Origin of the sequence: Brevibacillus sp. 7WMA2 (genome assembly GCF_010748895.1) — a bacterium.
GTDB lineage: Bacteria > Bacillota > Bacilli > Brevibacillales > Brevibacillaceae > Brevibacillus_B > Brevibacillus_B halotolerans.
On the sequence record NZ_CP048799.1, the window covers coordinates 777,432 to 800,831 of the forward strand.

The 23,400-nt window shown below is 40.9% G+C and carries 15 protein-coding genes; all 15 read left to right on the forward strand.

Translation table 11 applies throughout. From position 1 onward, the window contains the following. The 15 genes from GOP56_RS03265 (at position 1) to GOP56_RS03335 (ending at position 23,382) form a co-directional block, all read left to right on the forward strand. Positions 1-387, forward strand: a complete 387-nt coding sequence (locus tag GOP56_RS03265) for a hypothetical protein (RefSeq protein WP_041752553.1) — start codon at positions 1-3, stop codon at positions 385-387. Positions 388-403: 16 nt separating this feature from the next. Next, on the forward strand, positions 404-3,064 hold the full coding sequence (locus tag GOP56_RS03270) for a PKD domain-containing protein (RefSeq protein ID WP_163244488.1): 2,661 nt from the start codon (positions 404-406) through the stop codon (positions 3,062-3,064). 39 nt (positions 3,065-3,103) lie between these two features. Further along, positions 3,104-4,525: a hypothetical protein gene (locus GOP56_RS03275; RefSeq protein ID WP_163244489.1), complete on the forward strand. Its 1,422-nt coding sequence runs from the start codon at positions 3,104-3,106 to the stop codon at positions 4,523-4,525. Between the two features lie 34 nt (positions 4,526-4,559). Continuing rightward, complete coding sequence (locus GOP56_RS03280) at positions 4,560-6,395, forward strand: DUF2460 domain-containing protein (RefSeq protein WP_163244490.1); 1,836 nt, start codon at positions 4,560-4,562, stop codon at positions 6,393-6,395. Positions 6,396-6,417: 22 nt separating this feature from the next. Further along, positions 6,418-10,806, forward strand: coding sequence for a hypothetical protein (locus GOP56_RS03285; protein ID WP_163244491.1), 4,389 nt, complete (start codon positions 6,418-6,420; stop codon positions 10,804-10,806). Continuing rightward, the gene (locus GOP56_RS03290; protein ID WP_163244492.1) at positions 10,782-11,900 is read left to right on the forward strand and encodes a cell adhesion protein; all 1,119 of its coding nucleotides are present in this window, start codon (positions 10,782-10,784) and stop codon (positions 11,898-11,900) included. The genes GOP56_RS03285 and GOP56_RS03290 overlap by 25 nt, the downstream gene beginning before the upstream one ends. A 13-nt stretch (positions 11,901-11,913) precedes the next feature. Beyond that, the gene (locus GOP56_RS03295) at positions 11,914-12,747 is read left to right on the forward strand and encodes a hypothetical protein (protein ID WP_163244493.1); all 834 of its coding nucleotides are present in this window, start codon (positions 11,914-11,916) and stop codon (positions 12,745-12,747) included. A 75-nt stretch (positions 12,748-12,822) separates the two neighbouring features. Continuing rightward, positions 12,823-14,055, forward strand: a complete 1,233-nt coding sequence (locus tag GOP56_RS03300) for a hypothetical protein (protein ID WP_068793432.1) — start codon at positions 12,823-12,825, stop codon at positions 14,053-14,055. Between the two features lie 239 nt (positions 14,056-14,294). Beyond that, a complete protein-coding gene (locus GOP56_RS03305; RefSeq protein WP_003337268.1) occupies positions 14,295-14,786 on the forward strand; it encodes a hypothetical protein in 492 nt (163 codons plus the stop codon). A 48-nt stretch (positions 14,787-14,834) separates the two neighbouring features. Then, complete coding sequence (locus tag GOP56_RS03310; RefSeq protein WP_121474094.1) at positions 14,835-15,452, forward strand: hypothetical protein; 618 nt, start codon at positions 14,835-14,837, stop codon at positions 15,450-15,452. Beyond that, positions 15,437-18,427, forward strand: a complete 2,991-nt coding sequence (locus GOP56_RS03315; protein WP_163244494.1) for a filamentous hemagglutinin — start codon at positions 15,437-15,439, stop codon at positions 18,425-18,427. Before GOP56_RS03310 ends, GOP56_RS03315 begins: the two co-directional genes overlap by 16 nt. Before the next feature lie 37 nt (positions 18,428-18,464). After that, entirely contained in the window at positions 18,465-22,265 is a 3,801-nt protein-coding gene (locus tag GOP56_RS03320; RefSeq protein ID WP_163244495.1) for a DNRLRE domain-containing protein, read from the forward strand. A 218-nt stretch (positions 22,266-22,483) separates the two neighbouring features. Next, a complete protein-coding gene (locus GOP56_RS03325) occupies positions 22,484-22,801 on the forward strand; it encodes a coiled-coil domain-containing protein (RefSeq protein ID WP_003337273.1) in 318 nt (105 codons plus the stop codon). 96 nt (positions 22,802-22,897) lie between these two features. Continuing rightward, positions 22,898-23,089: a hypothetical protein gene (locus GOP56_RS03330; RefSeq protein WP_163244496.1), complete on the forward strand. Its 192-nt coding sequence runs from the start codon at positions 22,898-22,900 to the stop codon at positions 23,087-23,089. Beyond that, a complete protein-coding gene (locus GOP56_RS03335; RefSeq protein ID WP_163244497.1) occupies positions 23,086-23,382 on the forward strand; it encodes a hypothetical protein in 297 nt (98 codons plus the stop codon). Before GOP56_RS03330 ends, GOP56_RS03335 begins: the two co-directional genes overlap by 4 nt. Positions 23,383-23,400: the final 18 nt, after the last annotated feature.

Sequence of the window (23,400 nt, forward strand, 5' to 3'; positions counted from 1 at the left end):
TTGGCGAGTGGTGCTAATTTTGCTAGTTATGTAGTTGGCGGAAGGCTCGATCCGCCTTTTATGCCAACGAAAACAACTCCTTATATTGAGGGGATCATTCTTACCTCCAAAGGCCTTGGCAAGATAGATCATACGTTAGCTATTGCTGAGGATAGTGAACTACTTTCCATTGCTGTTGGGTCTTCCCATTATGAAGCAAAGGATTTTTGGAATTTTTACGTAAACAATCAATTGATTTGCAAGAACATCTATACAAAGGATTTACCTGAGGGAATGTATTTAACAGCTCTTATACCATGTAAGGCAGGGAGTACCTTCTATTTTGAATTTTTTAATGAGGGTGGAAAAAATAAATATATTTGGGTGAATTATCAAATGCTGAGGTAGGAAGGGAGGAGATTATATGCCTAATGCTCACCCTTGGCTTGATGTTATGCTGACTGAAAAACATTTGCTTGAAGGCCTCGCGGATCTATGTATAGCAAATGGTTGGAGGAAGGAAGCTGAATTTCACAAAGTAGTGTATGCATCGCGACTGACCAAGCCAACGATTGTTCGTTTCTTTTTACCTTTGGCTCGCCCCTATGTCGATATTCCCAAGCTAGCATATCCAGATGATTTTTATATTTATTTGGATGGAGAATTGATGCCTAGTACGTATTATAGCGTTATGGAGAAGGTAGATGGCGGTTTACGAATTGAATTCGAGCCAGGCGTACAGGGGCAAGCTGCCATTTACTACAGCGAGATAGAAGGCTCAGATGAGTTTGAGTTTTACGTCGCTAAACACTATATTGTACGAAACATCTCCGGAAATCTGTTTGGGATGGCGGTGCTTGGAAAGGTAAAGGAACAAATTTATAACACAGGTGAGAGAGTACCTTTCGCTGTTTATCATCCATCTGCAGATTGGGGTACGCAGCTAATGCCACATGATACAGGCATTTTTTCTTGGGCAATAAAAAAAGTGGAGGAAGAAGACCTGTATGAACGGCACACGTTGTATTTCTATCAGCTTGATAAATTTATTTTAGGCGGAAATATGATCGTAGGTTGGCAAGATCCAAAAGAGTTCCAAAGAGTTGCACTGGATGTAGAGGTTCAGGCCGCGATGTGGGGATTACAGGCCAAGTCACAAGCCTTGCAATACAAGGTTACAGAGCAGTATCCGCAATTTTATCAGTCTCCAATTGTTACTTCGAGAACCCGCATTCCACAGCTAGAGAGCATTGGTGATATCCATGGATTGCATGTAAAATACACCAATTGGTGGAGCGATAGCAAAGTGTTTGTTAAAGGCTTTGTGGATGGTAAATCACTGATGTTTATCATTACTTCTGATACCGCACCTGTTTGGAATAGTAATGCCGTACCGGCTATTCCTCTTTATATGGGGGATTTTGACGTAGAAGGCGAGACAGAGGAAGTGTTGAAGCGAGAGCTTGTCTTCGAGCTGGACCAAGCCACTAGGAAAAAGATGACCATTGTATCCAATAATCCCATGAATTCGAAGGGATCAAAGGTCAAAGTTTGGTTATCTGGAGATGTCAATGGAGATGAAGGTGAGCTTGTAAAGGTATCTGTTGAAGGGATAGAGGTAGGTGTTTTTCATACAACCGGCTATCAAAAACCCGTTGATAAAAAAGTGGATGCAGAGTACCTAGGAGAGTTTGATGTTTTTGGAATTGATGCTAAGAGTACGATTACAATAGAGGTTCAGAGTACTGCTGGAGTGAATGCTTATCCTCCTGTATCAGCCCGCGTATGGATGGATTTTACTATTTATACAGATAAGGGTGGCAAACCTGCAGCTTTGTTCGCGGGGTCTGCTATAAGTAAAAAGGGTGCTAGCGTAGACAATGCACTAAGGGCTTCTGCCGCATTTGACTATGATGATTACGACGATGCTAACTGGCAAGATACCTTACTGCCTATTTTAAAGGAATATCCAGTCCATGCGAGTAACGGAATCGACTCTGTCATGGTTAAAAGAACGAAATACGGTGCACGTTATCAATCCTATTATTTTTCTTGGAATGTTCCCCCTAATAGTATGCCTCCGTTGCGTGAAACTAAGAAGAAAGAAAAACATCCACGGGCTTGGAACAACTATATGCAAGAGCTATACAAGTATCAATTCACCCCTTCTAGATATAGTGAAAAAGCACATGCATCTAAAGCGATGCTGATTCATCCTGAAGATGGAGCTCATGGAACGCTACGACATGTTATTTTTGTATCTCCCTTACCTATAATGAATGGTGATGAATTAGCTGTAGCCGATCAATACTGCGATGTAGACGGAAATCATAAATATCGAATCTATTCCTACTATTTGGTTGAGGGAATTTCCCCCATGACGAAACGACCTGGAACCTCTTTTCGTCCAGCAGGACTCGGGATTTTAAAAGATGGAAACTTCACGCTTCCGCCAATACCTCCCGATCCACCGTCGCCACTGCCATTCGTGGTAACCATTGCACCATCCTATTCGAGAATAAAGACTGGGGAATCCGTTAACTTTACATCAAGTTATAGTAGGCATTCACCCATCCTTCATTTTGAATGGAATGGCTCAGGAGACCACCATAAAGGGAGTTATTCCGTAGATCAGGCTCAATTTACATTCAAACAGAGTGGAACCTACACGATAACCTTCATGATTGTAAATGAACAGGGGCAAAAAGGGAAAGCGACGGCAACGATTGAGGTTATAGACCCGCCACCACCCCCACCACCTCCTCCGCCACCCCCACCACCAAACACACAAAAATGTGGCAAGATGGCAGAATCAGGTGGAGGACAGCGGACGGAAAAATATCATGAGCTTGGTTCTAATGGAGGGAATGTCGTTATTGAATACGACATGTACGGGGTACCTGATCGTATGGATGTCTTTTATCAAGATAATCTAGTGGCTAGTACTCATGGCGAAGTAAGTAACAAAGGGAGCTTGTCGTTTCAATATAATCCATTTGGTGGAATAACCCAGATTAAAGTCGTCGTATCATCAAGCAGACCGGGTACGCAATGGGAATACTTGGTGCATTGCCCTAGTCCATAGGAGTAGGGGAGTAAATAAAACATATAAGGGGTGTATGATATGCCTTTCATTGACACGACTGCTGCTACTTTTTCACCAAAAGTAACAGAGTCTGATTTACAAGCACGATTAGGTGATTTGCTCGCAACAGCAGGCTGGAAGGTTGTGGCGAACTTTAAGAAGGTCATTTTTGATGCAGTCCTAACAAACCCACGATCGACGAAAACACCCAGCACAGCGTATCGAATAACGGTAGCGGAGCATTTTATTTATGCCAATCAGGAAAATAAGATGTTCGGGATTGCTATCGCTGGATCTTGGAGTCCAAAACTACTTGAGTATAAGTTCAGACCTGATAAAGATGCCTTAGCTGACTTTGCTGATTGGACAACAAATGAATTTAGAAAATATCGTTCCCCTCAAACCTTATTTGTTTATATGGTTGAAGACCTAAAGGGCATGACTCTGAATTATCCTGATATTGTCTTGGCTTGGGATACAAGTCTGGAAAAGGAACAATTGCGTGCAGCAGTCGATATTGAGGTGGAATCCAGTAAATGGAGCGATTCTGGGTCATCAAATGTGGTATTTACCATTGAAAAGGCTGAGGGTGACCGAATGCAATCACCTGTCATGCAGGCTGGTCTTCGCACCAATTTATTGGAGAAATATTTCGAACCCTCATACAATTCGGCTGTTCAATTTACGAACTGGTGGTCTGATTCTGAGATATCAATCAAAGGGACTCTTTCTAAAACGAATCTATTCTTTGTTATGCAATGTGATAATGTGCCCGCACCTGAAGGGAACTTAGTCCCAAGCATTCCATTTTACTTTGGCAAGCTGGACCCGGTTGAAGAGGGAGATAATGCTTACGCTTTGTTTGTAGGCAGTGTACCTATTGAGAAAAATCTCAAAGATATTACGGAATATGATTACGACAATACAGCTACTCGTCAGCCTAATATTATGCCGTTGTTAAAATCATATCCAAAATTCCCTGCAAACGGGCTGGATAACGTATGTGTGCATCGCGGTAAGCTGGGTGCTCGCTATCAGGCGCACTATTTGTCCTGGAATGCGCCACCTAATCAAATGCCGCCAGCACGATCTTCAGTCGATGGAAAACGAGATTACCCGCGAGCTTGGAATAACGCAGAAAATCCTTTATATAAATACAATTTTAATCCATCTCGATATAGTAGCAAGGTTCATACCTCCAAGGTATATGTCATCCATCCTGAGGAGGGTGTGCGTGGAACGTTAAAAGACACCATCGCATTAGCTGCGTTCTCCTTTCATGCAAATAAATTACGGGTTAAAAAAGCATATTGCCCAGACGAATTTGATGTATATCGGTATTTCATGGTCGAAGGTGTATCTCCTCTTACCAAGAAGCCAGGGACTCAGTTCCGACCTGCGGGAATTGGTTTGTATTTGAACACGGTTGATAAAGAAGGAAAAGAAATCCCTACTCCTTAGGATTAGGTAAAACACGTAGAGAGGTGAATGCGTAATGGCATGGTTTGATGGAGATTCTACCATTCAATTGTTTCCTGATAAACTGGAAAAATTATTTAATGAGCATGGCTGGCAAACTTATGTAAAATATCGTGCAGTAACAGATCAGGCAAAGAGAGTGACAACTAAATTTGCAGATGTAAGATTGTTTCGATCTGTTGGAAGTGATGGTCAGGTTCGAAACTTTGGTATGGTTTATGGGTATGGTGGAAAATTCAAGAAACCTGGTGAAGTAGATTATATTTCACAAAACTCAGTGTTAGGTGAAGCTGCATTCCTACCAGGTTCAACGACCCAATTACAGGTCATTGTGTACCCTATTGAAAAAGGCTCATTAATGCTTTACAAAAATGGAGTATTTGTTGATAAAGCCGAGTACAAGGTAGAGGACTTTACCGGAGTGGTTACTCTTACTGCTCCAGCAGACCCAAATGATAAATTCACGGCTTCCTATGCTCCAGCACCAAATGCACCTGATATGCCGAAAAGATTGTATTTCTTTACCTATGATGATGTGCGAAGTGAGAAGATTGTGCAAGGAATGGATGGCAATGTAAAAGTGGGTGATCCTGAATCTATTTTACCTGATGGAGACGGGGCTAAACGAAGCTTCCAGATTCCAACAGCCGCTACCATTAAGGAAGGAACTGTACGTCTTTATATTAACCAAATTGAAATTTCGGCAGATGAGTACGAGGTAGATTATACGACTAACACAATCAAAATTCTCTCAACTCGTCCAGCCCCTGATTTAGGTGCAGAGCTACATGCTTCTTATGTACGCGTGTTAGTTGGAACAGGGACAAAAACAATTAACTATGGCGATATCTTAGTGAAAAAATTTGATCCAGATGACGGTAAGTCTATGATGGATGGTGTATATTCCGCCATTACGTATATTTATCCATCTATGCCAACTGCCTTGTCCTTTACACCTTTAGATCACTTTGATCGTGGTTGGCAGCGTGACTCAACAATGTTTTATTGGGGAAATATGACGAAGGATCGAATCGTTTTATTCTTACGGCCTGATCCAACAGCGGGTCCCGAGAACACCTATTATGCTCCTTTATATATTGGACGTATGACTACGCTTGGCAAATCTCCTCGTAAAAATCATGTACTTATATCAGGATGTCGTCAAAAAGATGAGATTAAATGGAAAAAGGATATGAAGCTAGGGGCGCTATTTGTTGACTATGGCAACCATACCTCCAATGGTAATAGTAGCGTTCAGTTGCAACAGTCTATTGGTGGTACGTACTATCAGGAGCATTATCTCGCGTTTATTACGCATGACAAAATGGTTGATGAAGGCGAATCGCGCTTTAATCCATCTGTGTATAGTGGGAAATATCATATTTCACCAATGTATGTCGTCCATCCTAACGATGGTTTTGTTGGGAAACTGGATGAGTGCTACGCTATTCACCCTAAAAATATCTCCCAATTGGACGAGCTTGAAGTGATTGAAAATTCCGAGAATGAAGACCTAGGTAAAGGTGATGGAGTCAAAAAAACATTTCATCTTTCCCATCAGCCTTCATTAAAAGACGATGGAACTCCATTCAAGCTTGAGGTAAAGGTTGATTGTGCGCTGATGGTGCTCGGTAAAGACTATACGCTTGATTTTGAAACAAAGAGAATTGTGTTCTTAGACGGAAAAGAACCTGCGAAAGATGCAGAAGTCCTTGCTACTTATGACTATAAGCAGTTGTATCGCTATACGTTAGCAGATACACCTGTATGTCCGTTAACGTTAGCGACCATTAGCCCGTTTGCACCTATCGGTCTTGGTATCCTAAAAGACACACTTGTTAAAAACAGCTAATAAGGCGGGGGAGGTTGGCGGTGTGCTGAACGGTAAAAAATCTTACCTAATCAGTTTCACCGCCCTTTTTTCTAAAAAGGGCTATGAACTGGCGTTTGGTATAGACACAGTGTTTAATGGGACCAGAAATACTAAATACCATGTAACAGCCCCTGTTAACAGTACTACTTATAGAAGCCTAAAATTGGATACCTACAAGACAGCAAATAAAGTCCCAAACTCTGCTACCGGTCTGCTTGGAAAAAATATAAAGTTGGCTTCTAACGTGACAGAAGTGGAGGGAGTAGAAGTAGAGTTAGCTTTTGGTAATGTCGTATCCTATCTTTTGGACATCTATAAATACAGTAACGGGGAGTATGCAGGGAAAGAGAGCAACCATCATGACCTGTATAAAGGAACATCATTTTTGAATGTCCAGGAACAGATCGTCAGAACTACAAAAGCTGATTCTATTTTACATGCTAATCAGGAACGAACGGTCTTATCAGAGACACTAGTTCCCGTTTGTCAGTCCTCATTTATCTATGGATCACCAAGCCTAGAGGTTTTGAATCAGCTTACCATGAGGGCTTTAGGATATGTCCAGCATACTCAAACAGACACTAATTTTGTAGCAGATAAAATCTTAAATACCTACAGAGCAGCGGTGGAGAATCAGGAGCTTGCATCTACCCGCAAAAAGCTTGATGCTTCTCATCCGAATCAACTGATGAATAGTAAAAGGAAAACGCCAACCTATGAGAGTGAGGAAATGCTCCTTCTCCAAAACACTCTCTATGAAAAAGAAGGCGAACTCCAAAAGTCATATTTGACTAGTAAAATGGATTACGATCTAGAGAATCAAGGAAGTACAACTGCTGTTCGTCTTCACGGGGAGATGCTTGATGCAAAAGGGGAACAGAATGCTCTTGGATATAGGAAATCCATCTATGATGCCGATGCATTAGATGACGTACCTGATCCAGTAAGGCGTGCCTCTTATCTAGCAGATTGTATAGATAAAAAAGCAGCCAAGCCCGTTTTTAACCATAAAGAACAAATAGTAATTGAAACCTTATTTCATCCTAATAGAAAAGAAAACACAGATGTATATTCTATTCGTGCTTTTTCAGCAAGTGATTCGCTATCAATACAAGCAGATGCAAAGCTGCCTCAGAAAGTAATCAATGGATTAGCTTCTGAATATGTACCTGGACATGTTTTGGATTTCATACAAAGCTATGTCAAACGAGATGGTGGGGTAACGTTAGATAAATTGTCTGCTTCAAATCTGGGAATTGATAAGGGTGTCGACCTGCAAACATTCCATGCTGTAGAAGGATTAAAAAGTATCTTAGCCCAAAATCCTGAGATAAGTAAGCTAAGTCGTTTATTAGAAATTATGCATGGTGCTCAAGCTTTTAAAATGATTGAGGCAGGCATGGAAAATGTGATTAAACATACGGTAATACAAGCTACTTCAGATGTCGATATTTATTCGGTCTCACAATCAGTAATACAGCACCTTATGAAGGGGAATAGCAGTCAACACTCAGAATCAGGAATGCAAAAATTCACAGAAGGTCTAGCGGCTTATACCAAGGATGTCCAGATAGAAAAAGAAGAGCTTGGACAAAATCAGACAAAAGCTAATGGCTTTGAAGACAAACAAATGGATGCGTCTGTCAGTACTAGGGGAAAAGAGGCTACTGCAAGCTGTTTTGTAGCTACAGAGCATAGCAATTTTAACCAGCTAGCAAATCATTCTATATTCCTAATGGGTCAGCCTGTACGTACACAATACTCAGATGAGTCAGGAAGCATAATCCATGATTTACTAAACAACCATTTGCCTTTGAATGTCGATGATGCTGTTTTTGTAACGAAAAGCCAAAATCGTAGGATTGATCTGGAAGAGCTGATTTCATCGAATAGAGGGCTTGTTCAAGAGCTGGATCACCAGCAACAATTCCAGTTGGCAGAAGTAGAAAAAGACGCTAATTCCGATACGCCACTGAATGATATAAGAGCAAATTTTATCAGTGATAAAGCAGCAGAAAATGCATTGTGGTTAGAAATAGGAAATAAAAATTATGTAGCAGAATCTCTTATGCTCGAAAAAACGTGCGGGACGAATATTTATTCTGCTAGTGAAGCGATAACCGATGATGGAATACCTGCTTATAAAAATTACATTTCTAATACAGAGCTTGAGAAAGGTGCGAAAGGCTGTAGTGGGTATACTGAAGATACACAGCAAGAATCCATATTATGGGCGGACAAACGAATGGACCAGGAAAGTGAATATCAACCCCAGCATACAGCACATACAACTACAGGTGGGCATGCTGTAGTAGAAGAAGGCGAGAAAATCCGGGAAAGGACAGATTTTCCGATTGCTATGCTGGAGTACAAGGGGTTAGGAACAAAGGCTGTTTATGCTGAAGGTATTCTTGATTTCACGAAATTATCCAAACGAGAGCATACCGATAATGGAATGTTTGTTTTCTTAACAGAGGCTGCGTCTTCCCTAGCAGAAGATTCAAGCAGAGTAGGCTCAACAGAAACCGCTGATTATCTAACGAATTACGAAACATCAGAGCAACAGCCAGAAAGGGCGAATCATGTAACGAGCTACGAAGCCTCAGAGCAACAGCCAGAAACGGCCGATCATGTAATGAGCTACGAAGCCTCAGAGAAACGCCCAGAAACAGCCGATCATGTAACAGACTACGAAGCCTCAGAGCAACACCCGGAAACGGCTGATCATGTAACAGACTACGAAGCCTCAGAGCAACGCCCGGAAACAGCGAATCATGTAACAGACTATGAGGCCTCAGAGCAGCAGCCAGAAACCGCCAACTATGTGACCAACTACGAAGCCTCAGAGCAACACCCGGAAACGGCTGATCATGTAACAGACTACGAAGCCTCAGAGCAACGCCCGGAAACAGCGAATCATGTAACAGACTATGAGGCCTCAGAGCAGCAGCCAGAAACCGCCAACTATGTGACCAACTACGAAGCCTCAGAGCAACACCCGGAAACGGCTGATCATGTAACAGACTACGAAGCCTCAGAGCAACGCCCGGAAACAGCGAATCATGTAACAGACTATGAGGCCTCAGAGCAGCAGCCAGAAACCGCCAACTATGTGACCAACTATGAAGCATTAGACCAGCACCAAGAAACGGTCGACTATGTAACCAATTATGAAGCATTAGACCAACAGTCAGAAACGGCTGACTATGTAACCAACTATGAAGCATTAGACCAGCACCAAGAAACGGCCGACTATGTAACCAATTATGAAGCATTAGACCAACACCAAGAAACGGCTGACTATGTAACCAACTATGAAGCATTAGACCAGCACCCGGAAACGGCTGACTATGTAACCAATTATGAAGCATTAGACCAGCACCCAGAAACGGCTGACTATGTAACCAATTATGAAGCATTAGACCAACAGCCAGAAACGGCCGACTATGTAACCAATTACGATTCATCAGAGCAACAGCTGGAAACCGCTGATTATGTAATAGATTACAATAAACTAGCTGTAGATAAGCTAGAATCAGGAGCGTATGAAGTTACTTATGATGCCGAGACAAGTAACAGCGAATCAGGCGTCTATCAAGAAAAAATTCTGAATACCTATGCTTCTGTAAATAATATGGCATCTGTACAAAAATCCACCGATGATTCTAGTTTTATTGAGTGGGATAGTGGCAGTAGACAACAGCTTTCTATAGATACGATTTCAAGTGGTCTGGAATCAGGAGAAAATAATAAATATGATAACGCCACCCTCCAGAATGATGAGTTAGCTTCCTTTGATAAAGGTTTGACTACTGTTATAGAAGAAATGACGATGCAAGTAGGAGATAGCATCTATGATGCGCTTCTGGAAACCGCTGAAGGCTCAGGAGCGGATACCATTTCAGTCAGCGTTACCCAAAAGTTTGAAGAATCTAATATGGACGGAAGTAACAAATTAGGGATTTTACACCGTCAAGTACATGCAGCAACTGATGGTGGATCTACTCAAACCACGGTTTCTCTGGAGACTAAGGCTGATTCTATTACAATGACTCAGGACAGCCACGTTCACATTCACACAGATAGTGTACGGAAGAAGAAACGTATCGTAACGCATCTGCAAATAGAAGAAGAGTCTGGAAGGCGTAAACGAGTTTATCCAACCCTCTTGTCTCATGATTTGAAGGGCAAACGCAAAAAGAATGTAATGACAACAGATCTGATTCAGCCTGAGGAAGCAAGAAGACCTAACAAAAAGATAAATACAGTTCTAGAACATGGATCGAGAGCTACCAATGAAACCATCCCGACCTCAACAAAAAGAAAAATTTGGATGATTCTTGGTAAAATTGCTTCCTGGAGCATATGGAACTGGAAGAAAACAAGGTAGGGGAATTTATGGGAATTTACAAGAAATGGAGTGGTTTGATTTTGGATGATAGGTTTGATAACGGGAGCATTCACTCCCGTTACAATTTATCTCCAAGCGATGCCTGCTCACTTGATCGTAATAGAAATCAGCTTGTTATGGCTCATTCAGAGTTGGAAACCTCGGTACTATTCGATGTGCCGGCGGAGGAACATACCCTCATGTTTGAGGTAACAGCTGATTATGTCCCAGTGGAGCTTGGTGATGAAGGCGGCATTCTGATTTGGCAGGATGGTTATCACCGTCTAGAGTTTCTGGAAAGCAGAGATACAACAGGAACGGAATATAGTAAATGGCGCGCCTATAAAAAAGGCAACAAATGGACTTTTTTTGCTAATCGAGGATATGGATGGGAGTTATTTGATACAGATAGTGTAGTGGCTGAAAAGATGGGGGTCGTTGTCAAGAATCCATCATCAGCAGGCTATAAGAATGTAAGCATTGATCGGTTAGTTGTATGCAAAGATAGCAAAATCACGATTGGGAATCTGCCACCAGGCTTTTCTGTTTTTTTGTGTGACAAAGATGGGTATACCGTCGCCTCTTCGACCTTGGAAGCAAACTGGACAGGAGTCGAGCTAGAACTACCGACGTTGTCCTACCACGGTATGATTCGAATTTATGATGCCACAGGTACACTCTTGACTAGTCTAGGACCCGTGGATATGTATGGTGGGGATGTTTTTTTATACGGGACAGATTTACGTGTCATGTGGAAAGGCGTTGAACTAAGCTCTACAGGAGAAACCTATTTAGGTACGATGTATGATAAAACCATTATCGTTCAAATGGAGCTTTCCAATCCGTCATCCAATAAAGCAGCAACAAGCATATCCATGAGTATTTTAAAATACTTAGAGGAATTTGGATATGAATGGGCAGAAATTTGTCATGACGATGGATCAAATATGCCGACGAACAAATATTCTCAAACCCTTGACATGGGAGATATAGCTCCGCTTACTAGTAAAAAGTTTTGGATGAGGGTAGAGAAAAAAAGCGAACGCTTCGGATTAAAGCCATTGCATTTTATTCTGGATATTAATCATTTGTAAGGAGGTGTTGGGCATGGCAGGAACTAAAATGAATCTACGCCGATATGGAAACGAATATCTATATTGGAAGGAACAAGAGATTATTGTAGACCAAGCTTATTTGGATCTCAATCGAGGATTATTTATTCCTTTAACACATCCTTATCAAATGGGTACGAAAATGCTGGACGTATATTTTAATGGTCAACATATACTTGCAGATGGTGGCTATGAAGAAATCAATGAATATATGATTCGTCTCGATTTAGGTGTTTATCCAGAAAATCATCCATTGAATGGACAAGCTGTTCCGCTGATGCTTGGCGACGAGATATTTATACGTACCTGGAAACCTGAATATCGCCAAGGAAGCGGGAGTGGCATCGATGATCTAAGATTTAAAAGATTAGAAGAAGAAATTATTTCAGCAAGAAGATATAAAACGAATGACTTGCCTTACTTTTCTATTGACGACAGACTCGATCATATAGAGGAAAGAGCCGAGGTAAAAACGATGGTGTTTGTATTAAATCGGGTCTTTTTAGGAGTTACAAAGCTTGAAATACGGTTTCCATTCGATGGAAAGATTCAGGAAGTGTACGCTTCCTGTGCTAAATCAGGCAACGGAAAAACAGTATTTCAAATCGAAAAATGCTCGCAAGTCAATTATGACAGCACCCCATCCTGGAAAAATATTTTCCAGGATAATCTTGTCATAGATAAAAATGAAAAGTCCTCAAATACAGCTCATCCCACCTATACATTAGCCGAGGATACAATTATAAAGGATGACCATTTTCGAATTCATGTTGCAGAACTCGGCGAAGGCATTGAGGGCGTAACCATTGAAATAAAGGTTATCATCTAATTTTACCATTTTTAGAGAATATCCAGTTCAATATACCTATAATGATTGTGAATATTTCAAAAGAGGTGATCATAAATGGCTGGAACAAGAGGGATTGCTAGATTACGCGGTGAGCAGTTTCATAATAAGATTATGCGAAATAATCATTTCGACTCTGCTAACAAAATTAGTGAAACATACCTAGATATTCAATTTCACAACCACCGGGAAATTCTAGAAGATACCAAGATTGATGTATTTGTACAGGCAAACAACAAAGAAGTAAAAGGGGCTTCTCAGATTGATGTTACGGCTGACATTGGTGCTCGTAGCATCTCGACAGGCGTGGACGTAGAAGGGGTTGTCTTAACGGAAAAGGTTCAGCTTCGATTGACGGGAAGCGATACACCTATCGGGGATGCTGATTCTGATGTGGTGTATGGTCGTCTGGAAGAAGCAGGAGGAGTATTTACTCTTAAATTCTTTAGTATGGAAAAAGGAGCAGAGCAGCCGTATACGTTTGATAAAAAAGCGGAAAATATTGATTATCGCTTTGTTATCCGCACGAATCTATCAGTTATACCTGTAGATGCGATTGTTAAAGGCGGTGCAGGCTTTGTAGAAGGCGCCACAGATGCTAGAGCATACATGAACCTGGTTCAACTTATGAAGGATATCTATGGTATGGGCGGTACGCTTGATAATGATGGGAATCCTAATCTGACAACATCCCTTGTTCAACAAATTACTGACGAGGAAAGCGCGCGTAAGAATGCCGATAAGGCAATTCGCGATGATCTTGCTGCTACCACTGGCGCCTCTCTTGTTGGGGTTGTTAACGATCCAAACTACACAGGCCTTACTGTTCAGACAGTGCTTACAGATCTAGCAAAACGTATAAAAACCGTAGAGCATGGTTCTGATAAAGAGGTTGTAGATGCCCACAATCGTGATGTGGAATCGAAAAATGGCTTGTTTCCAAAAGCGAGCTTTACTAGTCTGAAGGAACGTCTCATTGATATTGAAAATAAGACAGATATTCGCACAAAAGAGCTCGATGATCGGATCGTTCTGCTTGAGACGGAAGAGGAAGAAGAGTTTTACGAAGCAAAAGGCGGAGAAACAAATTATTCACTTACAAAAGGATTGGCAAAGGACAAATCTGTTTTAGTAGCGATTAATGGTCAAATCCAAGTGCCTACGGTCAACTTTGAATTTAAACGAGATGCTTCTAATAGAATTGTCGGCATTGATTTTGCTCCAGATGCTCTAAAAGTAACAGATGGAATTCCAGATCTACTCTATATCAGGTATAAAAAATCCGTCTAGGTAAATACGAGTGGTTATCGGAAAATATGAAGTTGCGAAAAGACTCTCTCAACGAGGGTCTTTTTTGTTGTATGAAAAAAGCAGTTTAATCACGTAGGCGCTTCTCATTACTAGCTCCTCAATTGTGTTTTGTATAATTGCTTGCATTTCGTTTCTACGCTTTTGTTAAGGTTTCATGTGATTATCTTATATTGAAGGTATAACAAGTGTGTTTTAAACACTCTCAAGGAGGTTTTCACATGCCAGCACCAGCAGTATCGTGGTATAAGACTGATAATGTAACACAATTAACAAAATGGGAGATTGGCACCATTGATGCCGGGTCAATTTCACCGGCTCTCGGGGTGTTAATCTGGAATAACCGTGGAGGTACGGCAGATGTTTCGACCATGACGGATTGTACGATCACAACGAAAGATAGTGCAGGTGGCGACACAGGAGATTTGGTGATCGGCACATGGATTGAAGTTCGTGTTGATAGCATGAAAGAAAGTAATTTCTCTAAAATTGGCGGCCCTGTAACGAAGGCTATTCAGCCAGGCGGCAATACAACCAATCCAACAGGAACCTATTCACCAAACAATCAGGAGATTCTGGGCGTCCAAAATGATGGCTCCACTGTGAATTCAAAAGGAAATTTTGTAGAGGTTACCCTACGTGCTAATGTGCCCCCACTTGCTACAGCAGGCAATGTCAATTTCTTGACTCGGGTAGCTTATCGCTATATCTAGTGAGGATGCTTATTCGTACATCCAATGCAATGGAGGGGGACTTTTACCGTGTTTTCTCGTTGTAACGGCTATTCGCCTGTCACACAGGATTTCATTTGGTTAGGTGAGTATGTTGATGGTACTCACCTAGCTGAGTTTGATTTTACTACCAAACAAGAAAATAATTTTTATCACATTCAAAGAAGCAAGCTAATACGTTTCGGGGTAGTTGGTCATGGCCAGAAGCTTTTTTTTGAAAAGGACGGAACGTTTAATCTAGCAGGGCGAATTATTGATGTTGCTTATTCGACACCTGATAAAGATTATTTGCTAACTGGAAACATTCAGAATACCTACACAGATATTATTTCGTATAAAGATGCAGAAGCAAGAGGATTGGCTAACTTTAGTCCTATGGCTCTTGGTAATGGTGGCAATCTTAGCAGTACGATTACCCAATACAATTTTGGATACAAATCTACTTTTCTAGTAGATGATGTGACGATTCATTTTAAGGCAATTTGCTGCATTCCGTTTCAGTCTCCCTTTTATATGAACTTCAGGTTAGTTAGTGATAAAAAATTAGATGGAAAATTACAAATTAGGGTGAATGGACTTATAGCTAACGAGTTTCATTCCCCATTACGACCCAATATAGGAGGTGAGCTGAATTGGCAGGTGGTATAAATGAACAGCTAGCAAAAGAAATCCGCCAGTTTATAAAGGATGCCATAAAGAGCAAAGAAAGTCCCGCTATTCAAGAAGAACTGAGGAATGCTCCTCAGAAACGGAGTGCTCGGAAAAAAAGAAGCTTTACCGAGAGACAAGTGAGATCAGTTGCTGCTCAGCAAGTGCTTTCTGTGTCAGAAGAGAAAAGAGCAGAAGCAAATCCTTTACAGGTGAGATTTTTTTCATCACATGTTCATGATGCTAAGGGACAAGCGACCTTGAAGGCTTCTCCTGTACCTGTTGAGGTACTGACTCCACATGGATGGGTAAGTGTCAAAGACATTTATTTAGTCGATATGCTTGCAGCCAAGGAAGCAACCGAACGAACAAAAGAAGAGCAAAGCATCTATGAGGAATATCAAGCCTTTGTCAGTACGTTTGGGACTAGACATCTGGAGGCAAAGGTAATTTTAGAGACTACCGATTTATCAGAGATCGATATAAAGGGAAAAGATAACTTTCCGTCTATTACCAAAGCGATTGAGCAGCATGAAGATATTCCGTTTTCACGTGAATTTGTTTGGGTGGATGGTGCCAAGGATACCAAGGGAATAATCGTGCTTCCCTATGATGATTATGACAAGGTTTTTGTTGTGAGTGATACTGATCCAAATGGAAAAAATGAGATTACGTTTCTACAAAGCAAGGAAGAGACCAATGGGGTGAGACCATACTATGAGAAGAAAAATGGGAAAACCTATCTCTATGTAAACCACTTTTCTGGAGGTGGTGGAACGCAAGCTGATCCCTACATTGTTTCAAATGAAGAGGATTTGAATAATGTGAGAAAAAATCTAGGGGCTTGGTATGTCCAGGATCAGGATATTGTAATGGCGAGCTTTCAATCTGGAGAAGGGTTTGAACCGATAGGGACTACCAATGCACCCTTCACTGGAAATTATGATGGTCGAGGTCATTTCATTAAGGGTCTCTTTATGAACCAAAACAGGAATTACGTAGGCCTATTTGGTGCCGGTCGCACAGCAACAATTCGAAATGTACGTCTTATAGACCCTAATATTACAAATGCAAGTCAAACAACAGGCGGCCTCATAGGATATATCGTTGGATGCAGAATATTTAATTGCAATGTTATTGGTGGAACAGTAGAAGGTCGAGGAGGCAAAGTTGGGGGACTTATTGGTGATGCTTATGCTTATTCTCCTCAAAGTAGTTGGAATACAGAAATAAGATACTGCTATAACTATAAATGTAATGTTAAATCTGCTGGAAATATTGCTGGTGGAGTGCTAGGAAATGCATATTGGGATAATAATGGGGTTTATACAGATAATTGTTATTCCACAGGAAAGGTGGAAGACATTACAGTCGCCAAGGACAGAACCAATATTGGTGGTCTAGTAGGCTATTATAGGGATAAATCTATTGCTACCAACTGTTTTTGGGACTTAGAATCCTCAGGTGCCCCTACAAGTGCAGCTGGCATTGGCAAAGCAACCTCAGAGATGAAGGATAAGGGTACGTATTCTTGGGATTTTGATTTGTATTGGGATGTAAAGAAAGACGTAAACGAAGGGTATCCAGAGCATCGCCAATATATTCGATACAAAACGGGAAAAGGGACACAGGCAGAGCCATACATCATTACTACAGAAGATGAACTTAATCAGATTCGGTGGTTTCGACATAGTAGATTTAAAGTAGAAGATGATATCAAAATGGTTGATCATCAAATAAATAGTGGTTTTTATCCTATAGGTTTTCCTATAGTTGGTCAAGATAATCACTTTCAAGGGAATTTTGATGGTGGTGGACGATGCATTGCGAATTTGTTTATCAATCTACCATCAAATGGCTATGCCGGACTATTTGGGCAAATTACAGGAGCAACCGTCCAGAATCTAGACATAATAGACTGTAATGTTACGGGGGCCGCATATACTGGTTCATTAGTAGGATATAGTACGAATTCGTTGATTAAAAATTGTCATGTGGATACGTTTTCATCATGTCGAATAACGAGTAAAGGCGATTATGCAGGTGCTCTGATTGGTTATGCTTCCTCAAATACAATGATTGAGGATTGCTCTGCAAATGCCAATATGATTGGCGTTAGCTATACCGGAGGGTTCATCGGATATATCACAGGCAGTAACATCAGCGTGAAAAGAAGCTACTCAAAAGGAAGAGTCGAGGGTTCTTCTTATGTTGCAGGGTTCATTGGACATATGAATTCTAATAGTTCCAGCATTGAGGACTGTTATAATTCTTGTGATGTAATCGGTAGTACTGTCGCAGGATTTGTTGGTTATATTACAACAGGAAATTTTAAACGATGTAATGCAATCGGCACTATCTATGGAACTGGTACAGGCTTTACGTATGATCATTATAATCCCGGCGCTAAAACCCTAACCGAATGCTATTTCGACCGCCAAACCTATAAAACAACCACCGGCGGCTACGGCGGAATTCCTAAATATACAGCAGAATTGAAACACCCATCTCTCTACACGAATTGGGATATGAACACTACCTGGATTTTAGATGCCAAATACAACGACGGCTACCCAGCATTGCGAAATCTCCTGCCTATTGACCCACCAATATTAGGTTTCCGCAATGAATTTGGAAAATACTACACTGACAATGCGGGTGGATTATTGCGCTATCTGGATTTTGGTACCTTGATCGCTAGCCAGACCTCCTTGCCAAAGGCAGTGTGGTTACAAAATAATGCCGAGTTTCCTGTCAATCGAATGCAGGTGTGGGTCGATAAAGCAACGGTAGAAGTAGGGATGGATGTCAAGCTCAGCATAAGTGAAACACCGTTTATTAGCATTTCTGAATTAGAGTTTAGCGGTACTTATGCACCAGGTGCAGCGGCTAAATTTTATGTCAGAGTAGGTTCAGATATTACGGTGAAGCAGGGTGGAACCTTTGATCTTAAGGCTAAGGCAAGTCCGGCATAACGGCATTCCAATACAATGGAACAGGGCGTGATCTTACATGTTTATTAAGGAAGGATTGGTTCTTTCCCTTCACGCTTCTCTTGCTGATCAAGGGCTGACAAGAGGCAATAATGCCACACCTACCACCAAATGGCATGATCTTAGTGGGAATAACAACCACGGTACCTTACATGGGTTTCAATACAACTCCCAAAGTGGGTGGACAGGAAACAATACAGCTTCGCACCCGTATACCCTGTATTTTGATGGATACGGCAGCTATGTTACTTGCGGTAGAGCTTCTCAACTGAAGCTTGCCGCAAGTATTACATTTGAAGCCTGGTTCTACTTCATTGGCGGAAGTATTGTGCTGTCTTCAGGGGGACAAGTTGAGGGTACACAAGGAATTGCTCTCTTATGTAACGATATGGGCGAATTGGAATTACATGTGACAACTCCTGACAACCAGACCATGTTTAACCTGGGCTACCAATCTAAAAGTGAATGGTATCACGTAATTGGCTCATTTGACGAGCATACAGGATACTTAAGTGCTTATCTCAATGGAGCTCCACAAGGAAGGTCTAAAGCCATATCTGGAACGTATACAGATCCTTTAGCTGACTTGATGATAGGACGACACCATAAAGAGATGACAAAATGGTTCCGAGGAACAATTCCAGTGGTCCGCATTTATAACAGGGCTTTGTCTATGGATGAAGTAGCTCAAAACTACTTGGCTGGGTATCTGTTATATAAAAACGAGAACCAGATACCCTCACATATCATAGTCCCTAAAGGCCATGATGTTCGTTGCTCATTACAAATAGGTACCAGTGGCATTGTGAAAGGGAAGTACCGTAGTATCCCATCTGGCGTAAAGGACATACCATCCAGTATCAAGATTAATCGAGCAGTTGGATTCGCAGGTAGTCTGTATATAACGCCACAAACAATTTTACAAGGGAAATACCATATTAAGCGGCAGACTAATAGCGATATTTCATCCTCTATTTCTATCCATCATACGAATCACCTAGAATCAAAGCTTTCTGTTCGGCCAAAGGCTAATCTATCAGGAAAATATCAGATAAAAGAGCTATTTAGTCAGGATGTAGACAGTACCATCCAGATCATTCAAAGAGACACATTAGTATGTCACCTATCTCTTTTGCTAAAGGGGCAGCTAACGAGCCGATATCTAGTGAAAGGCATAACTGCTAACGAGTTGTCGGCCTCTCTCACAATTACAAATACCTCTAATTTAGCAGGAAAACTAGGAGTTACATCCAGCCAAAAACTGATAGCTCAATATAAGATCATCGAGACTACAGTAGACGATCTTACCTCTTGGCTAAACATCACTGCTACATCTCAGCTATCTTCTAGAGTAGGAATTAGTACACAGACTCGACTTATCGGTAGGTACGACATGATACCGGTTGAAGGCAGTGATTTAGTTTCTTCCCTTAATATAACAAGCAACGCTGATTTCAACAGTCAATTGAAGATAGCTACACGTGGATTCCTAAAAGCCAAATATGGAATGATAAGAGGCGATTATTCTAATCTTTCCTCTAACCTGTCGATTAAAGAAACAAATGATGTACCTTCGTCTCTTGGCATTGCTCCGTATACAAGAATAATCGCCAAATACGGAATCATTGCTAACTATGCTTCTGATATTTTAGCAGGTATGACTATTAAGGTGAGTAGCAATCTGCCAGCACTGCTACGAATTTCTCCCTACACTTATATCAGAAGTAAGTACGAGATTTTGGCTCCACCTGAATTTACTGCGATTTTGTATGCAACTAAGGATGCTTTTGTTCGAGAAGCAGTCCCAAGATTGAACTATGGCATTGAACAACAAATGTATATCGGACACGATTCTTCATTGCAAGATACGTTCCGTTCCTATATAGGGTTTGATCTAGCAGCAGCTTCTATCCCACCTAGCAATGTTACCATTAAAAAAGCGGTCGTAAAGCTGTATGTCGATGGTAGAAATATAGCGCCTAAGCAGGTCCAAATGATTGAACCAGTCACAGATTGGACTGAATATGGGATCACCTGGAAGAACCAGCCTTATCCATTTGGATTTGATTCGCCTACATCGTCGTATGATGGGATTAATGTAATAGAGAGCATCGAGGGGAATTCCAGGTATATTCCTTTTGATGTTACAGACTCTATTAAAAAATGGTATAAGAAAAAGAAAGACACCTTTGGATTTATCGTGAAAGCTTTCAATGAGCTTGAGAATTCATCGCTTACTTTCTTTACCAGAGAACAAAGGTCACATAGACCTATCTTAGAAATAACGTATTATGACACGCGAATATATAGTCTAGGCAGAGATAGCTACTGGTCGGAAATAACGGTTAGACAAAATAAGTCATCAGATGTAGTCTCAGCTCTACGGATTAGACAATTCCAAGGTTATGGGGATTTGCCAGTTCACTTATTCCTTGTCAGTCCGCGGGATCTTTTATCTGAGCTGACCGTGAGTAGGGAGCAACTGATAAGTCGTATATCTGTAAGACAGTCAGCTCACCATGATACAGCAGGTTATTTGAAGGTCTTCACAAAAGAAGCTTTCTGGATTGAGAGTAGTCTATTTGTAAGTGTGCCAGACAGGCCTTCTCACATCTATATCTTAAATAGAGAAGATGTAAACTCTAAGCTAGCAGTAAGACGCGAGGGTTTGCCATATCCAAAGATTCATTCAACTCTATTCATTAATCGGGATGTAACCGTTGGAGAAGTGATTGTACGGCAATCGTCCAAAATAGATTTCTTTTCCGATTTGACTGTAAATAGAGATGATTTGCATGCTTCCTTATCGGTCTATAATGGCTTTGACACTTTAGGATTTTTATCTGTTATGGTAGAGGATCAGGTAGATTTATCAGCAAGTGGATTTGTAAAATTCCATGACAGCCTGTCAAGTATGCTGCTAGTCCATAAAACCCACATGCATGGCAGCTTGAATGTGGTGTATGCATCCCATCTTGCCGCTTCCCTTCACGTTCGGATTGCAGAAGATGAGCAATTAAAAGCAAAACTAGCAGTAAAGTTTAGAAACAATCTTTTATCAAGTTTATCTATTTATCCTAAATTTGATGTTCCTTCTCATATATTTGTTCTCTCTGGATATATTACAGGACACTTAGCTATTCCCTATCAGAAAGGAAAGGATATACCTTCTTTTGTCACTATTAGGGTAAAAGCTGTCTCAGATTTGGAGAGTTTCAATCAGGTTCAATCAGGATATTTAGGGTCAAGTATTCAGGTTCGCACTAGTACACAACATGATGTTCCTTCTACATTGGCGGTTCAATTACAAGACAGATCCGAATGTTCTGCTCACTTGGTGGTAAACGCCTTAGGGAAAGCTGATGTAGAAGGCCAAATTAGTGCCCGTAAAATGCGTTACGCCTTTCTGTGGTGTTTCTTTGCCGTTCGATTATCGGACTCTGCTTCAGTAGACAGTAATCTGATCGTTCGAGTAGCTGATGGGGATGATTTACATTCAACCATTTCCATTAGAGTATTCTCAAATACCAATCTAGTAAGTCGTGTCGCTGTCAGACGAGAGGATTTCTCTGAATTACTTTCCTTATTGCTCCTAAAAGAGCATCATAATCTCTTAGGAAGAATGGCTATTCGGGTTCAAAATAATGCCGATATTTGGTCATCCATGGAAATATGGGAAAAATCCTTACTGAGCGGAAGTATTAGCGTACGGGAGAACATTGACTCCGATCTCTCATGCTCAGGTATCATTAACGTATACAGTGAGATTGAAAGTCATATTGATGTCGTAGCTGAATATGGGTATGTCTTTATTATGTAAAAGTAATAACCTCTGTCCTTCGTGGCAGGGGTTAATTTTTTACTCATTTTACTTATATTAAAAGATGTTGAAACAGAAGTGATGACTGCTGTACAAAATTGTTTCACGTAAGTCCAGTCTTAAAGCATCGAAAACGATGCAACTTTCCCTAGCTTATACGAGGATCACAGCCTTGTACGTAACGTAACGTATACAGACAAAAAGAAGGTGAAATGAGCATGGATGCAAATGTGATGATCGCCATCATTGGGGGAGCAGTATCCCTTAGTACAGGTATTATTGGTTATATATCCGGCCGAAATAACAATCAAAAAGAAGTTAGCATCTCAGATCGTCAATTATTATCGCAAGCTGAACAGACATTTCGAGCAGAATTGAGAGAGGAATTGCGAATCTACAAGGAAGAAATCAAGGCATTAAAACAGGAGATTGAGGTATTACGGCAAGAAAACTTCAAACTTCTGACGGAAAACAGATCGCTTAATACAAAAGTGGAATCGTTAATGCTGCGTTTAGATGGGGATCACACTGATTAGAAATGTAGATGAATTCGATATGTAAAAGCGTATGAAAAACCTATTCCCCCTTCAAATGTGGAAAAGCTATGGTCGATACAAAATCAGCAGAGGGAAATGAAGAGGATTGAAACGAAAGGAGTGGCAATTGAAATGCTCACCCAAGCCTTGATTGATCTTACTAGTAACGGTTATGTAACTGATAATACCTGGGCTGAAAAAGTAAAAACTCGAATGTTAGCTCTGAGTAAGCGTAGCTTTATTATGACGTTGGTATTACAACGTATCCGAACAGGTGAAGGCAAATGACAGATCTTATATTGGAAAAAGCTCAGCTACTTATTTTATTAGCCTTTTTAACAGAATCCTTAACAGAAATAATAAAAGGACTGTTTTCGAAGTGGGTTAAAGACCAAATGACTTATTCTATGTCCATCTTACTAGGAATTATCCTCTGCTATGCTTTTGAGCTGAATCTTTTTGACCTCCAACATATGTGGAAACATGTCTCTATTATTTCGGCTGGACTAATTGTGAGCCGAGGTGCCAATTATGTGCATAGTTTTGTCAAGAATCTAGGCATGCTACAAAAAAGACGCTAGTGATACTAATAGCATATT

Bases quoted from the DNA above. Each gene is read 5' to 3' on its own strand.
- GOP56_RS03275 (WP_163244489.1), top strand. From the start codon at position 3,104: ATGCCTTTCATTGACACGACTGCTGCTACTTTTTCACCAAAAGTAACA.
- GOP56_RS03280 (WP_163244490.1), top strand. From the start codon at position 4,560: ATGGCATGGTTTGATGGAGATTCTACCATTCAATTGTTTCCTGATAAA.
- GOP56_RS03335 (WP_163244497.1), top strand. From the start codon at position 23,086: ATGACAGATCTTATATTGGAAAAAGCTCAGCTACTTATTTTATTAGCC.
- GOP56_RS03290 (WP_163244492.1), top strand. From the start codon at position 10,782: ATGGAACTGGAAGAAAACAAGGTAGGGGAATTTATGGGAATTTACAAG.
- GOP56_RS03295 (WP_163244493.1), top strand. From the start codon at position 11,914: ATGGCAGGAACTAAAATGAATCTACGCCGATATGGAAACGAATATCTA.
- GOP56_RS03325 (WP_003337273.1), top strand. From the start codon at position 22,484: ATGGATGCAAATGTGATGATCGCCATCATTGGGGGAGCAGTATCCCTT.
- GOP56_RS03330 (WP_163244496.1), top strand. From the start codon at position 22,898: ATGAAGAGGATTGAAACGAAAGGAGTGGCAATTGAAATGCTCACCCAA.
- GOP56_RS03320 (WP_163244495.1), top strand. From the start codon at position 18,465: ATGTTTATTAAGGAAGGATTGGTTCTTTCCCTTCACGCTTCTCTTGCT.
- GOP56_RS03300 (WP_068793432.1), top strand. From the start codon at position 12,823: ATGGCTGGAACAAGAGGGATTGCTAGATTACGCGGTGAGCAGTTTCAT.
- GOP56_RS03305 (WP_003337268.1), top strand. From the start codon at position 14,295: ATGCCAGCACCAGCAGTATCGTGGTATAAGACTGATAATGTAACACAA.
- GOP56_RS03270 (WP_163244488.1), top strand. From the start codon at position 404: ATGCCTAATGCTCACCCTTGGCTTGATGTTATGCTGACTGAAAAACAT.